Raw genomic sequence first — 14,174 nt, forward strand, 5'->3', positions numbered from 1 at the left:
GTCGGTCCGTCCGGAACGGGAGTTATCGCGGCTCCCACGTTCCGCCACACGTCCCACACGTTACTTCCCCGCCACCGAAGGCGTTAATCGACATCTCCTGTCGACACTCCGTACACAGCGCTGCCCCACAGCCAGTACACTCGTAGCCCTCGACGCGAGACCGGGACAGCAAGGCGGCGAACCCGCTTAGTTTCGGTTCGAGTTCGACACTGCAGTTCCGACACTCGGGCATCGTCGGGAATACGGACACCTCCCGGAAGTGACTTCTGGCAGTTTCACCCGGAACTAGCAATTGTTGCTGGTTTCTCGAACGGAGCGTCGGGAGTTGACGCTACACTGGCCGAACCCAAAAGACCCTTTACGCTTCTAATGAGATGTAATTACACGTTATGAGCGAATTCCCGGAGTACGTCGACGTTGATTACACGGACGGCGAAGGCGAAGACCCCGAGGACTACCCGAGCATTCAGGACAAAATCGAGAAGGCCATCGAGGTCGTCAAGACGGGGCTCGAAGAGTACGACAACCCCGCCATCATGTGGACCGGCGGGAAGGACTCGACGCTCACGCTGTACTTCGTCAAGGAAGTCGTCGAGCAGTTCGACTACGAGATGCCGCCAACGGTCTTCATCGACCACTACCAGCACTTCGACGAACTGCTCGATTTCGTCGACCACTGGGCCGAGGAGTGGGACCTCGAAGTCATCTTTGCGCGCAACGAGAACGTCGGTGCGTACGTCGACGAAAACGACCTCGAACCCGGCGACGACATTCCCGTCGACGCCCTCGACGAGAACAATCAGCACCACATCCGCAACATTCTCGAATACGAGGAAGACACCTTCCCGTTTCTGCTGGACACCTACGTCGGCAACCACCTGTTGAAGACGGTCGCGCTCAACAACACCCTCGAAGAACACGGCATCGACGGCATCATCTCGGGCATCCGCTGGGACGAACAGGAGGCTCGCGCCGACGAGACGTTCTTCTCGCCGCGACACGACCCCGACATCTACCCGCCGCACGACCGCATCCAGCCGATTCTGCAGTTCGACGAGGCCGACGTCTGGGACGCCTTCTGGTTCTACGTCGTCCCCGAGACGGTCCCCGAGTTCCCCGACGATGGCTATGTCCCGCAGGATTACGATGACCTGCCGAACGACCTCACGCACGACGACATCCCTGTCTCGCCGAAGTACTTCGCCGGCTTCCGCTCGCTCGGTAGCGAGATTTCGACCGAGAAATCCGACGAAGAGCCCGCGTGGCTGCAGGACCTCGACAACACCACCGAGCGCGCCGGCCGCGCACAGGACAAAGAGGACCTGATGGAGCGGCTTCGGGACCTCGGCTACATGTAAACTGCCCCCCGTTGGCAGCTTCTACGTCTCTTTCGGCAGGTCGTTAAACTGGCTTTACGGACCGGTGGTCGAACGCGTCGACGCTACAGAATCGTCTGGAGGAACAGCCACGTGAGCCAGCCAAGCGCGGTGAGTAGCAAAACGAGAAACACCAAGAGGGCGATTAGATGGCGTTTGAGTGTCGTCCCGATGCCACCGGCCATAGCCCTCCGTTACCCGCGCCGGTATAAAATTGAGTGGATACGGGACGGCCCGCACTCTCCGGTACGTCTCCACCGAAATCGTATGTCCAACCTCGGCGGCCTCCTGGCGCTACAGCACCGAGAAGATGACGTACGGCACTCCGAACAGCAGCAGCGTCATCGCCAACAGAATCAGTCCGTAGGCGGCGAACGTGCCCGCTGCCGTGAGCCACGCGTCGTGGCTGTAGGTCTCTTTGAGTTCAGCGGTGTCCATGTCCGCCGATTCGAGCGCGCTCCCTTAGGTGTACCGCTACCGACCGATTACGGAACGACCACGGCCCGCCCCTCGATGTCGCCCGACTCGAGGCGCTCGAACGTCTCGGGGAGGTCCTCGAGGGCGACCTCCTCGACGGTCGTTTCCAGCCGTCCCTGCCGAGCGAGGGACAGCACCGACCGCAGTTCTTCGGGGGTGCCCCACTGGACCGTCCGGTAGGTCACCTCGCTGCCGACCAGCGGGTTCCACGAGAAGTCGATGGCGCCGCCGCCGATGCCGGCCAACACGAGGCGACCGTCGGGACCGAGGACGTTGCTGCCCCACTGGAGGGTCTCGTCGACGCCGACGAAATCCACGACTGCGTCGACCTCTCCGCCCGCAGCCGAACGTATCTCTCGGGGCACCGACCCCGAGGTTTCGACCGTCGCGTCCGCACCGAGAGTTTCGGCGCGGTCGAGTTTCGATGGCTCGCGGTCGACGGCGACCGTCCGATAGCCCGAGAGTCGAGCGAGTTGGACGCCGAACTCGCCCAACCCGCCGATACCGAGAATCGCCACGCTGTCGCCGAGTTCGAGGTCGGCCTTTCGCAGCGACCGGTGGGCGGTGAGGGCGGCGTCGGTCAGCGGGGCGGCCTCGATGGGGTCCAGTCCCTCCAACGGAATGCAGTACTCCACGGTCGGTACGCGGAGGTACTCCGCGTAACCGCCGTCGTTGCCGATGCCGAGCCAGTTCGTCAGGTTACACAACTGGTCGTCACCGCGGGCACAGACGGGGCAGTCCCGACAGCCCCACCCGCCGAAGACGGCCACGTCGGTTCCGACATCGAGTGCCACGCCATCGCCGGTTTCGGCGACGGTGCCCGCCACTTCGTGGCCGAGCGTCCGCGGTTCGACCAACGGCAAATCGCCGTCCATAACGTGCAAATCGGAGTGACAGACGCCACAGGCGCCGACCGCCACGAGTACCTCACCAGGGCCTACTTCGGGTTTCGGAACGTCTTCGATGCGCAGTCCGTCGTTAGGGTAGAAACGCGCCGCGTGCATAGGTCGAGACGACGTGGCACTCCCAAAGCGTTTGGGGTACTGACAGGTTCGGCGGTCGCCGAGGGGTCAGTTCAGAATCTCCTGGATTCGTCGAGGTTCCCCGGAGAGGGCGGGGTTGTCCTCGATGAGTTGCAGCACCTCGTGGTCGGTCACGTCGGGGTAGTCCTTCCGGGTCGCCTCCTCGATGAGGTCCTTTTCCAGTCGGAACTCGGTGCCTTCGTAGATGACTTCGACACCCTGTTCGTCGAACGAGAGAACGGTCATACACCGAATTGGCGACTGAACGGTTTAAGGGCCACGAGAACGCGACGAGGTTTCCCCTCCCCGTCGCATGGGGTCGCGCGCTGTGGCGCACCGACGGCCCCGACGGGAGTACACGCTCACCTGACAAATGTCTGCCGGCCGTCTGACGCCCGAGGAGGTTTTAATAGCCGTGGCGCGCAGATACACACCGTGCTTGGTTCGGACCCACTGGACGAACTCGCCGTGCCCGACGGCACACACGTCCAAGAGCATGACCTCGTCACGGACGGGGACGTACTCGTCGGCGGCCAGAGCGTCGTCGAGTTGGGGGTCCGCGGTGGCACCGTCATCGCGGGCGAGCGGGTCCGATTCGGCGGCGACATCGAGGCCGACGGCGACTGCCGACTCGACATGTGGTGTGAGGTCGACGGCAACGTCCTCGTCGGCAACAACGCCTACCTCGGCGAGCGGGTCCACATCACCGGCCAACTCATCGTCTCCGGCGACCTCGACGCCGGGGACGACGTGGACATCGAGGAGGGGTTCGAGGCCAACGGCTGGATCGTCATCCGCAACCCGATGCCGACCATCGTCTTCCTCTTCGTCTACCTCTCGCAGTTGCTCAGAATCGGCGAGGAGGAGGCCGCAGAGGAGGTCGCAGACGAGTTCCTGACCGAGGAACGAGAGGCCGACCCCGTACTCATTCCGCGCGGTGCGCGCGTCTCCGACGACGCCTGGCGCGTCTCGACGCCGGCGAGTATCGGTGACGACTGCCGACTCCACGGGAATATCCGTGCGACATCCATCGAGGTCGGTACCGACACCGAGGTGTTCGGTAGCCTCCGGGCGAAAGGCGACATCCGGGTCGGCGAAGGGACGGTCGTCCACGGTGACGTGACGACGAAGGGTGGTGATGTGGTCATCGAACCCGGTGCCTCGGTCCGCGGCGACATCTCCTGTGAGGACTGTGAACTCTCGGAGGCCGCCGACGTCGACGGCGCGATTCGTGCCCGCGGCGAGATGAGCTTTAAAAAGGCGCCGGCGGCCGACGCCGACCCCTCGGCGGAACCGGAGGAGGAACACGCCGACGGGGATACCGAAACTGCCGAATCGGAGTCCGCGGACGACGCCGACCCGACCCCCGCAATCGTCCCGCTCGGCGAGGGGACGTTTCCGGAACCCGCCCCGACGGCGGCCATCGTTCCGGCCGAGGAAAGCGACCTCGACTGGGCGTCGGTCGGTGACGGACGGACCCCAGAGAACGCACAGAACGGGACCCACGATTCGGATGCCGACGACGACGGTATCTCGGGTGTCATCGCCGAGGCCGAAGACGCCTAGGGTCACAACGTCTTTTTCAGAGCCTACGGAACCGAAAGGCAATTCGGCCCGGTCGCCGGAGATGAGGCATGCTCTCGGTCGCGCTCGCCGGCAAGCCCAACGCCGGCAAATCGACGTTCTACAAGGCCGCAACCATGGCCGATGTCGACGTGGGGAACTACCCCTTCACCACCATCGACGCCAACCGTGGCGTCAGCCACGTCCGGACGCGGTGTCCCTGTCTCGACCTGGAGACCCGCTGTGGCAACGACAACTGCCACGACGGCAAGCGCTACGTCCCAATCGAGCTACTCGACGTGGCCGGCCTCGTCCCCGGCGCCCACGAGGGGAAGGGACTCGGAAACCAGTTCCTCGACGAGTTGACCAACGCCGACGCGATCCTCAACGTCGTCGACGCCTCCGGCGGCACCAACGCCGAGGGAGAACCCGTCGAGGTTGGTTCGTACGACCCCGTCGACGACGTCGAGTTCATCGAGGAGGAGATGGACCTCTGGATAGCCGGCATCATCGACCGCAACTGGGAGACGGTCGAACGGCAGTCCCGTTCCCCGGAGTTCGACTTCGAGGAGGCGCTCACCGAGATGCTCACCGGCGTCGGTGCCAGCGAGTACGACGTGATGGCCGTCCTGCGGGCGATGGAGTACTCGGCTGACCCCTTCGCGTGGGAGGACGACGACCGCGAGGAACTCGCCCGCCGCATCCGAGAGCGAACCAAGCCAATCGTCGTCGTCGCCAACAAAGCCGACATCGCACCCGAGGGGAACGTCGAGCGACTGAAAGAGGCCGCAGAGCGCGTCGTCCCCTGTACCGCCGAGGGCGAACTCGCACTCCGGCAGGCCGTCGAGGCCGGTGTCGTCGACTACGACCCCGGCGACGAGGACTTCGAGCGTATCGGCGACCTCTCGGATGCGCAAGCCGAGGGACTGGAGCGAATCCGCGGCGTTATGAGTGAATTCGGTGGCACCGGCCTGCAAGACGCGCTCGACGAGGCGGTGTACGACCTGTTGGACCGCATCACCGTCTACCCGGTCCAGAACGACACGAAGTGGACCGACGGGCAGGGCAACGTCCTCCCCGACGCCTTCCTACTGGCGTCGGGGTCGACCCCGAAGGACCTCGCTTTCGCCGTCCACTCCGACATCGGTGAGGGGTACCTCCACGCCGTCGACGCCCGCGAGAGCCGCCGTATCGGCGAGGACCACGAGCTATCGGAGGGTGACGTTATCAAAATCGTCTCGACGGCGAAGTAACTACCCAAGCCACACCGCAGCCACCAGCACCGCGAGGAAGAGATACGACCCCCGAATCAGGAGTTTCGTCGCCAGACTAGCGTCGTCGCCGGCCCGCCACGCGAAGGCCGCGACGACGGCGAAGACGACGGGTGCGAAGACGCTGGCCGGCGGAAAGACGCCGACGACGGCGAGCGCGACGACGACGACCATTCCGAGAGCCATCAGTCCGTAGGCGAACAGGCGAGCGCGCCGGCGGCCCAACACGACCGCGACGGTTCGCTTGCCGATAGAGCGGTCATACTCGTAGTCTTTGGCGTCGTCGATGGTTTTGATGCCCGAGAGGACGAGGAGGAAGACGACGGCGAAGGCGACGACGGCGGTCGTGAGGGTGGTCGCCTGCACGTAGTAGCCGCCCAGCAGCGCGAAGGCGATGCCGGCGGGGTAGCCGGCGGTCGCGCCGACGGGATTCAGGTCGAGTTGTGGCGCGTGGAGGTAGCCGATGACCCACCCCGGAAGGGTCAGCAGGGCGGCCCACACGTCGACCAGCAAGCCGATGGCGAGGAGACACGAGAAGAAGACAGCCGACGCGCCCGCCAGCGCGAGGCGACAGCCGGATGCCGTCAGCGGGTGGTCGTCGTCCTCGCCGCGGCCGTGGAAGTCGACGTAGCCGTCCTTGATGTGTGCCGTATAGAGGGCGGCGAAGGCGGCGAGGAGATGGAGGACCAGCAGGGTCACGTCGAGTCGCCCGGACAGCACCGCGCCGAACGCCGATGCGGCCACTGGCGGTAGCATGAACACCGGGTGAATCTGGGAGACCAACGCCCCCACGTCGGCCCGCAGCCCCGTGCCGTGCCGTGCGATTTCCATACGTGGTGTACGGTAGCGAGTCTCATTACTCTACTCCCGTCGGCAGGCTGTCGGGGGTTCGTCTTTGGGGACGACGGCCGCTACTGGAGGGCCTCGGTCGCCTCCCGCATGATATCGAGGGCCTCCTCAAGCGTCTCCATGCTCGCGGCATACGAGATGCGGGCGTGGCCAGCGCCACCCTCGCCGAAGGCCTCGCCGGGAACGACGACGACGCCGCGGTCGATTACCTCGTCGACCCACCCCTCGGGCACCCGGGGCATCGCGTAGAAGGCCCCTTTCGGCGTCGGCACCTCCAGTCCCATCGCTTCGAGTTCCTCTACGACCAAATCTCGGCGCTCCTGGAAGGCCTCCCGCATCTCGACGGTGTGGTCCTGTGGGCCGGTCAGGGCAGCCTCGGCGGCGTACTGACTCGGTGCGGCGGCACAGGCCTGTCCGTACTGGTGGGCCCGGAGCATCCGCTCGATGCGGTCGGAGGCGCCCGTCACCCACCCCAACCGCCAGCCGGTCATCGAGTACGCCTTCGAGCAGGCGTTGACGACGACGACGTTGCCGGAGTCGGTAAACGACAGTGGCGAGTGGTGGTCGCCGTCGAAGACGAACGGTTCGTACACCTCATCGGAGATACACAGCACGTCGTGTTCCTCGGCGATGTGAGCAAACGCTCGCATGTCGGCCTCGCTTTGGACCGCACCCGTCGGGTTGGCGGGGCTGTTGACGACGAAGGCCGCGGTGTCGTCGGTGATGGCGTCCTCGACGGCTTCGGGCGCCATAGTGAGGTCCTCGCGAAGCGAAACGGGCCGCGGCTCGCCGCCTGCGATGTGTGTCAGCGCCTCGTAGGAGACGAATCCCGGGTCGGGGTAGATGACCTCGTCGCCCGAATCGACGTGGGCCTCCATGGCGATGTGGAGCGCCTCGCTGCCCCCGGCGGTGGCGATGATGTCCTCGGGGTCGACCGAGAAGCCGTTGTCCCGGTCGTGTTTCGCGGCGATGGCCTCCCGCAACTCGATGGTCCCCTTGTTGGAGGTGTAGGCGTCGACGTCCCCCGCCTCGATGGCCTCGATTGCCGCCCGTCGGGCGTGGTCGGGCGTCGGGAAGTCGGGTTGTCCCAAGCCGAGATTGATGGCGTCCTCGCCGGCCGCCTCGAACACCTCGCGGATACCGCTGATGGACACTTTCTCGATGCGTGATGAGAACTCCGTCATGGCGGATACGGCGTCCGCTGGGGGGTTAATTCTGCTGGATGCTTACGCCTCGATGTCCTCCCGCAACTCTTCGATGTGCTTTTCGAGTCGGCGGAGCGTCGCATCCGCATCCGCGTACCCCTGTTCGTACTCTTCGTAGGTCGAATCGGCCTGTTCGAGGAACGCCTCAACTGCGTCGCTGTCGGTCATGCGTTCGTCTCTGCGCTCAGGACGGAAAAATCACCGCAAGCATCCGTGAGCGCGCAGCGCTCACGGTTACCCTGCGCGCGGGTTGCGGGCAGGCCCGCAACCGAACCGTCGTGGCGGCCGCAGGCCGCCACGCACAGGACCAAGGCCCGACCAACGGGAGGGCCGCCGTGTCTTTTTCATGAACGTTTTTGCCGGTCGCCTCTGGCGACCGTGCAAAAAGTTTCAGGCGAACGTCTTCGAGACTTCGTCGCTTTCCTCTTCGGTCTGTTTGATTTTCTCCCAGGCGTCGAGGAAGTCCTGCATCCACACTTCCTTGCGGTCGTCGCGGATGGCGAACATACCGGCCTCGGTGGTGACGGCCTTGACGTCGGCGCCGGAGGCCTCCTCGGTCTCCTCGGCCAGTTCCGCGAAGTCGACCTCGTCCGCGATGTTCATGTCGCGGGTGTGAATCTGGAAGATGAGTTCACGACCCTCGGCGTCGGGTTTGGGCACTTCGATGAGTCGGTCGAAGCGGCCGGGGCGGAGGATGGCGCGGTCGAGCATGTCGAAGCGGTTCGTCGCCGCGATAATCGAAATCTGGCCGCGGTCCTCGAAGCCGTCCATCTCGGAGAGGAGTTGCATCATCGTTCGCTGGACCTCGGCGTCGCCGGAGGTCTTGGAGTCGGTCCGTTTCGCGGCGATGGCGTCGATTTCGTCGATGAAGACGACGGCGGGTTCCTCCTGTCGAGCGAGTTCGAAGAGGTCCCGGACGAGTTTCGCACCCTCGCCGATGAACTTGTGGACCAACTCGGAGCCGGCCATCTTGATGAAGGTGGCGTCGGTCTGGTTCGCGACGGCCTTCGCCAGCATCGTCTTCCCCGTCCCCGGCGGCCCGTGCAGCAGGACGCCAGAGGGCGGGTCGATGCCCACTTCGTCGAACATCTCGGGGCTCTCGATGGGCATCTCGACGGTCTCTCGGACCTCCTCCATCTGCTCGTCGATGCCGCCGATGTCCTCGTAGGCCACGTCGGGGGACTGTTCGACCTGCATCACGCGGGCACGAACGTCCGTCTCGGAGTCGAGTTTCTTGACGACGGACAGCGAGTTGTTCACGGCGACGCGGGAGTCCGGCGTGAGTTCCTCGCGCATCTCGTCGGTGACTTCGGTGAGGGCCTCCTGGTTGTTGCCGTGCTGTTTGATGATGACGCCCTCGTCGGTAATCTCTTGGACGGTGGCGACGAACAGCGGGGACTGCTTGAGCTTCTTGTTCTCGTGAGTCAGCCGCTCGAGCTTCTGTTGGTACTTGTTGTTCTCTGCGTTCGCATCGAGGAGCTTGTCGCGCATTTCCTCGTTCTGCTGTTCGAGGATTTCCAGCCGCTCCTCCAGCGCATCCACTTTCTCCTGCTGTGACGCGCCGTCCTCGTAAGGGAGGTCGACGTCGTCAACAGTATCGGTCATCACCCAATCGGTAGCGCCCGTAGTCATAAGAGGTTTCGGGTAGGTACACCGGGCGCATGCCGGCGAATCTCCTCGTTGCGAAAAAAGTGCCGCCGGAACAACTGATTACTATTAGGCATATTTGGGGATAGTAAGTATTATCCGCTATCATCGGATAGGTGGTGATACGATGAGCGTAACCGACGTGCAGTCGAAGGCAGACACGGTCGACTGGGAGGCCGTCGCCGACCTGCCGCCGAGCGCGAAACTGGTGGCGAAGGTCCTTGAGTACAACGACCGGCTCACACAGAGTCAACTCGCCGAGGAGACGATGCTTCCGCCCCGGACCGTCCGATACGCGCTCACGCGGCTCGAGGAGGTCGATGCGGTCGATTCGCGGTTCTCCTTTACCGACGCGCGAAAGCGCGTCTACGCACTCGCCGAGTGACGCCTCGGCCCGACCGTTTTTATACGAAGCCGCGGCCACAGCGCCCGTGGCGCCCGACGATCCCCGAGACACCGACAGCGAACGCGTCAGGTCGGCGCTGCGCCGACTCGTAGCGCGTGAGGAGCGGGTCATCGAGCGCGCCGACGCCGCCACGGACGACCTCGATGCAGCCCTCGCGTTCGTCGAATCCGTCGGGGTGGTGGAACTGGAACGCGCTATCGAGCGCGCCGAGGACCCGACGCGGGTGGCCCGCGGAAAGCGGGCGCTCCGTGCCTTTCGTCGTTTTCGGCGAGCGGCCGCCGGCGACCTCGACGCCGACCACTTTCACCTCGGTCGCGGAACCGATTTAAGACGTGACGGCGAACCTCCGTTCCAATGACACGGGTGATTCACACCGGCGACACCCACCTCGGCTACCGGCAGTACCACCGCCCGGAGCGTCAACGAGACTTTCTCGATGCCTTCCGCCGGGTCGCCGAGGACGCGGCCGAACTCGACGTTGACGCTCTCGTCCACGCCGGTGACCTCTTTCACGACCGCCGCCCCGGATTGGGTGACCTCCTCGGCACCATCGACGTACTGGAAACCCTCGACGACGCCGACATCCCGTTTCTCGCCATCGTGGGCAACCACGAGACGAAACGCGAGGCCCAGTGGCTGGACCTCTTCGAGGCGATGGGGCTGGCGACGCGGCTCGGCGCGACGCCCGTGACCATAGGCGATACCGCCTTCTACGGCCTCGACTTCGTCCCGCGAGCTCAACGTGAGGACCTCGAATACGAATTCGACTCTCACGACGCCGACCACGCGGCGCTCGTCTCCCACGGACTGTTCGAACCGCTCGTCCCCGACTACGGCAACGTCGAGTGGGACGCCGCGGAAGTCCTCGCGGCGTCGAACGTCGACTTCGACGCGATGTTGCTCGGCGACGAACACGCCGCGACTCGACAGGAGGTCGACGGCGTCTGGGTCACCTACTGTGGCTCTACCGAACGCGCCAGCGCCAGCGAGCGCGAGGAACGCGGCTACAACATCGTCGAGTTCGACGGAGATGTCCACCTCTCACGGCGGGGTATCGACACACGAGAGTTCGTCTTCGTCGACCTCGACCTCGCCGAAAACGAGGGATTCGAGCGCGTCCGCGAGCGCCTCCGCGAACACGACCTCGCCGGCGCGGTCGTCATCGTCGACCTCACTGGTGACGGCGAGGACGTGTCGGCAGCACGAATCGAGGAATTCGCCGACGATGCGGGCGCACTCGTCGCCCGCGTCAACGACCGCCGAGAGGTCAGCGACGACCCCGACGTGGAGGTGTCCTTCGCCGACCCCGACGAGGCGGTCCGAGAGCGGGTTCGCGAACTCGGGCTCAGCGACGCCGCCCGAGACCTCGACGAGACCATCCGTGCGAGCAAGGTGGCCGACTCCAACGTCGCCGACGAAGTCGAACGACGGGTCGGCGAACTGCTCGAGGACCCCGAAGCGTTCGATTCGACCTCCGGCTCGGACCCCGAAACGGTCGCCGACCGGCTTTCCGAGGGCGACGAGAGCGATGACGCCGAGGCCGACGACACTTCCACCTCCGACTCGGTGTCCGTCGAGGAGTGCCCCGATGATACCGACGCCACAGCGGTCGAATCGCCCGCGACGGATACCGAATCGGCGGCGGCCGATGGTGACGACCAGTCGTCCATGGAGGATTACCTGTGAGGTTCGAACGCGTCCGTCTCCGGAACTTCAAGTGTTACGCCGACACCGACCTGTCGCTCCGGTCCGGCGTCACCGTCATCCACGGAGTCAACGGCAGCGGGAAGTCCTCGCTGCTTGAGGCGTGTTTCTTCGCGCTGTACGGTACCGACGCCATCGACGGCACCCTCGACGGCGTCATCTCCAACGACGCCGAGGAGATGCTCGTCGAGTTGTGGTTCACGCACAACGGCTCGGAGTACCGCGTCGAACGGGAGGTGAAACTCCGCGGCGACACGGCACAGACGACGACCTGTATCCTCGAAACACCGGACGGTCCCATCGAACAGGTCACGGCCGTCGAGGGCCACATCGAGGAGTTGCTCCGGATGGACGCCGAGGCGTTCGTCAACTGCGCGTACGTCCGGCAGGGCGAGGTGAACAAACTCATCAACGCCTCGCCGAGCGAGCGACAGGACATGATAGACGACCTCCTCCAGTTGGGGAAACTGGAGGAGTACCGCGAGCGGGCCAGCGACGCCCGCGTCGGCGTCGGCCGCGTCCGCGACGACAAACAGGGTGCGCTGACCCAAATCGAAGAACAGATCGAGACGAAAGAGGACAAGGACCTCCACGACCGACTCAACGCGCTGCGGAGCGAGTTGTCTGAGGTCCAAGACGATATCGCCGACAAGGAGGAAAACCGCGACGAGGCCCGCCAGACGCTCGAAGACGCCGAGAGCGTCCTCGAAGAGTACGCACAGCGCCGCGAGGAGATAGAGGACCTCGGTGAGGAAATCGAGGCGCTCGCCTCGACAATCTCGGAGACGGAGGGGGAACGCGAAGCCCTGAGCGAACGAATCCGGTCGCTTCGCGAGGCGACAGAGACACTGCGCGAGGAACTCGACTCCGCACTCGCCGAGACCGAACTCGAGGCGGCCGACCCCGAGGCAGTCGAGGACCGCCTCGAGGCGCTCGACGGCGAGGCCGAAGACATCCGAGACGCAATCGAGGAGCGTCGACTCGAAGCCCAAGACCACGCGGGCGACGCCGAAACCAGCCGCGAACGGGCCAACGAACACCGCGAGGCAGCCAGCGAAGCCCGCGAACGGGCCGAAGAACTCGAAGCCGAAGTCGAGACTGCCACGGAGGAACTCGAAGCCAAACGCGAGGAGTTGGCCGAACTCGGCGAGGAACTCGAGGCGCTACGCGAGGAACTGACCGACGCGCCGGTCGCCCGCGAGAACGTCGAGTCCCACCGCGACGACATCGACGAGGAACTGACGGCCGCCAAGGAGCGCGTCGCGGAGTTGCGGACCGACCTGAAGAATGCCCGCGAAACGGTCGCCGAGGCCGAACGCTTGCTGGAGGAGGGCAAATGTCCCGAATGTGGCCAGCCAGTCGACGACTCGCCACACGTCGAAACCATCGACGAGGACCGAGAGCGCGTCGAGGAACTGGAAACCGAACTCGAAAACGCCGAGGAGCGCGTCGAGGAGCTGACCCGGAAGCGTACGCGGGCCGTCGAGTTGGTCGAGACCGAAACCGAGCTTTCCCGACTCGAAGACTCGAAGGAGAACGTCGAGACGCTGGTCGAACAGAAGGCCGAGTCGGTCGAGGAGAAAGCAAATCGCGTCGAGGAACTCCGGACGGAGGCCGACGACCACGAGACGGCCGCCGAGGAGGCAATCGAGGCGGCCGAGGCTGCCGAATCGAAGGCACAGGAGGCCCGGGAAGCAATCGGAGAGTTGAACGCCGAGAAGGCGACGCTGGACGAACGACGCCAGCGGCTCCAACGGGTCGCGGAACTGCTCGATGACATCGCGGAAAACGAACGCGAGGTCGAACGGCTTCGGACCGAGCGGGACAACAAGGCCGAACAGAACGACCTCCGGCGCGAGCAGTTGGCCGACAAACGCGACCGGAAGGCGGAACTCGAAGATGCCTTCGACGAGTCGGCGATGAAAGGGGCCAAACAGGACAAAAAGAAAGCCGAGAGCTACATCGCGGACGTCGAGCCGTATCTGGAGGAGAAACGCGAGCGCCGGGACGAACTCCAGAACGCCATCGGTGCGGTCGAGAACGAACTGTCGGAACTCGAAGCGCTCCGGGAGCGACGCGAGGAACTCCAACGGACGGTCGACCGCCTCCAGTCGCTGTACGAGGAGGCCTACGAACTCCAGCAGACCTACGCGGACCTTCGTGCGGAACTCCGACAGCGGAACGTCCAGAAACTGGAGGCGATGCTCAACGAGACGTTCGAGTTGGTGTATCAGAACGACTCGTATGCGCGCATCGAACTCAATGGCGATTACGAGCTCACCGTCTACCAGAAGGACGGGACGCCGCTGGACCCCGACCAACTCTCCGGTGGCGAGCGGGCGCTGTTCAACCTCTCGCTGCGGTGTGCCATCTATCGGCTGCTGTCGGAGGGCATCGAGGGCGAGGCACCGACGCCGCCGCTCATCCTCGATGAGCCGACGGTGTTCCTCGACTCGGGCCACGTCTCGAAACTCGTCGAGTTGGTCGAGTCGATGACCGACCACGGCGTCGACCAAATCGTCGTCGTCAGCCACGACGAGGAGTTGGTCGGTGCGGCCGACGACCTCGTGGCGGTGCGGAAAGACCCCACGACGAACCGCTCGTCGGTCGAGCGCTCGGCGACCGTCGAGGCGTTGTCGTAGACCGGTTTCTCG

General features: G+C 64.7%; 15 protein-coding genes. 7 read left to right on the forward strand and 8 right to left on the reverse strand.

Annotation, left to right across the window (positions count from 1 at the left end):
* Nucleotides 1-22: 22 nt before the first annotated feature.
* Nucleotides 23-232, reverse strand: a complete 210-nt coding sequence (locus HWX69_RS07805; RefSeq protein ID WP_178916505.1) for a hypothetical protein — start codon at nt 230-232, stop codon at nt 23-25.
* Nucleotides 233-389: 157 nt separating this feature from the next.
* Between HWX69_RS07805 and HWX69_RS07810 the strand changes: the two genes are divergently transcribed.
* Nucleotides 390-1,358 carry a phosphoadenosine phosphosulfate reductase family protein gene (locus tag HWX69_RS07810; protein ID WP_178916506.1) on the forward strand — a complete coding sequence of 323 codons (969 nt, stop codon included), beginning with the start codon at nt 390-392 and terminating at the stop codon, nt 1,356-1,358.
* 312 nt (nt 1,359-1,670) lie between these two features.
* On the opposite strand, the gene HWX69_RS07815 is transcribed toward HWX69_RS07810, so the two are convergent.
* The 3 genes from HWX69_RS07815 to HWX69_RS07825 form a co-directional block, all read right to left on the reverse strand.
* Complete coding sequence (locus HWX69_RS07815) at nt 1,671-1,814, reverse strand: hypothetical protein (RefSeq protein WP_178916507.1); 144 nt, start codon at nt 1,812-1,814, stop codon at nt 1,671-1,673.
* A gap of 47 nt (nt 1,815-1,861) precedes the next feature.
* Nucleotides 1,862-2,857 carry an alcohol dehydrogenase catalytic domain-containing protein gene (locus HWX69_RS07820; RefSeq protein WP_178916508.1) on the reverse strand — a complete coding sequence of 332 codons (996 nt, stop codon included), beginning with the start codon at nt 2,855-2,857 and terminating at the stop codon, nt 1,862-1,864.
* A 66-nt stretch (nt 2,858-2,923) separates the two neighbouring features.
* Nucleotides 2,924-3,121 (reverse strand): DUF5800 family protein, encoded by a 198-nt coding sequence (locus HWX69_RS07825; RefSeq protein ID WP_178916509.1) that lies wholly within the window; start codon nt 3,119-3,121, stop codon nt 2,924-2,926.
* A gap of 189 nt (nt 3,122-3,310) precedes the next feature.
* Between HWX69_RS07825 and HWX69_RS07830 the strand changes: the two genes are divergently transcribed.
* Nucleotides 3,311-4,441, forward strand: coding sequence for a polymer-forming cytoskeletal protein (locus tag HWX69_RS07830; protein ID WP_178916510.1), 1,131 nt, complete (start codon nt 3,311-3,313; stop codon nt 4,439-4,441).
* Nucleotides 4,442-4,509: 68 nt separating this feature from the next.
* Nucleotides 4,510-5,691, forward strand: coding sequence for a redox-regulated ATPase YchF (locus HWX69_RS07835; protein WP_178916511.1), 1,182 nt, complete (start codon nt 4,510-4,512; stop codon nt 5,689-5,691).
* On the opposite strand, the gene HWX69_RS07840 is transcribed toward HWX69_RS07835, so the two are convergent.
* The 4 genes from HWX69_RS07840 to pan1 form a co-directional block, all read right to left on the reverse strand.
* Nucleotides 5,692-6,540 (reverse strand): UbiA family prenyltransferase, encoded by an 849-nt coding sequence (locus HWX69_RS07840; RefSeq protein WP_178916512.1) that lies wholly within the window; start codon nt 6,538-6,540, stop codon nt 5,692-5,694.
* A gap of 80 nt (nt 6,541-6,620) precedes the next feature.
* Entirely contained in the window at nt 6,621-7,742 is a 1,122-nt protein-coding gene (locus HWX69_RS07845) for a pyridoxal phosphate-dependent aminotransferase (protein ID WP_178916513.1), read from the reverse strand.
* 42 nt (nt 7,743-7,784) lie between these two features.
* The gene (locus HWX69_RS07850) at nt 7,785-7,931 is read right to left on the reverse strand and encodes a hypothetical protein (protein WP_178916514.1); all 147 of its coding nucleotides are present in this window, start codon (nt 7,929-7,931) and stop codon (nt 7,785-7,787) included.
* Between the two features lie 222 nt (nt 7,932-8,153).
* Nucleotides 8,154-9,368: a proteasome-activating nucleotidase Pan1 gene (gene pan1, locus HWX69_RS07855; protein WP_178916515.1), complete on the reverse strand. Its 1,215-nt coding sequence runs from the start codon at nt 9,366-9,368 to the stop codon at nt 8,154-8,156.
* 169 nt (nt 9,369-9,537) lie between these two features.
* On the opposite strand from pan1, the gene HWX69_RS07860 reads away from it, so the two are divergent.
* Genes HWX69_RS07860 through rad50 form a run of 4 tightly spaced genes read left to right on the forward strand, consistent with a single transcriptional unit; the run spans nt 9,538 to nt 14,162 of the window.
* On the forward strand, nt 9,538-9,795 hold the full coding sequence (locus HWX69_RS07860; protein WP_178916516.1) for a winged helix-turn-helix domain-containing protein: 258 nt from the start codon (nt 9,538-9,540) through the stop codon (nt 9,793-9,795).
* Nucleotides 9,796-9,841: 46 nt separating this feature from the next.
* The gene (locus HWX69_RS07865; protein WP_178916517.1) at nt 9,842-10,174 is read left to right on the forward strand and encodes a hypothetical protein; all 333 of its coding nucleotides are present in this window, start codon (nt 9,842-9,844) and stop codon (nt 10,172-10,174) included.
* Entirely contained in the window at nt 10,171-11,502 is a 1,332-nt protein-coding gene (gene mre11 / locus HWX69_RS07870; protein WP_178916518.1) for a DNA double-strand break repair protein Mre11, read from the forward strand. Before HWX69_RS07865 ends, mre11 begins: the two co-directional genes overlap by 4 nt.
* Nucleotides 11,499-14,162 carry a DNA double-strand break repair ATPase Rad50 gene (gene rad50 / locus HWX69_RS07875; RefSeq protein WP_178916519.1) on the forward strand — a complete coding sequence of 888 codons (2,664 nt, stop codon included), beginning with the start codon at nt 11,499-11,501 and terminating at the stop codon, nt 14,160-14,162. Before mre11 ends, rad50 begins: the two co-directional genes overlap by 4 nt.
* Nucleotides 14,163-14,174 lie beyond the last annotated feature (12 nt).

Origin of the sequence: Natronomonas gomsonensis (assembly GCF_013391635.1) — an archaeon.
Lineage (GTDB): Archaea > Halobacteriota > Halobacteria > Halobacteriales > Haloarculaceae > Natronomonas > Natronomonas gomsonensis_A.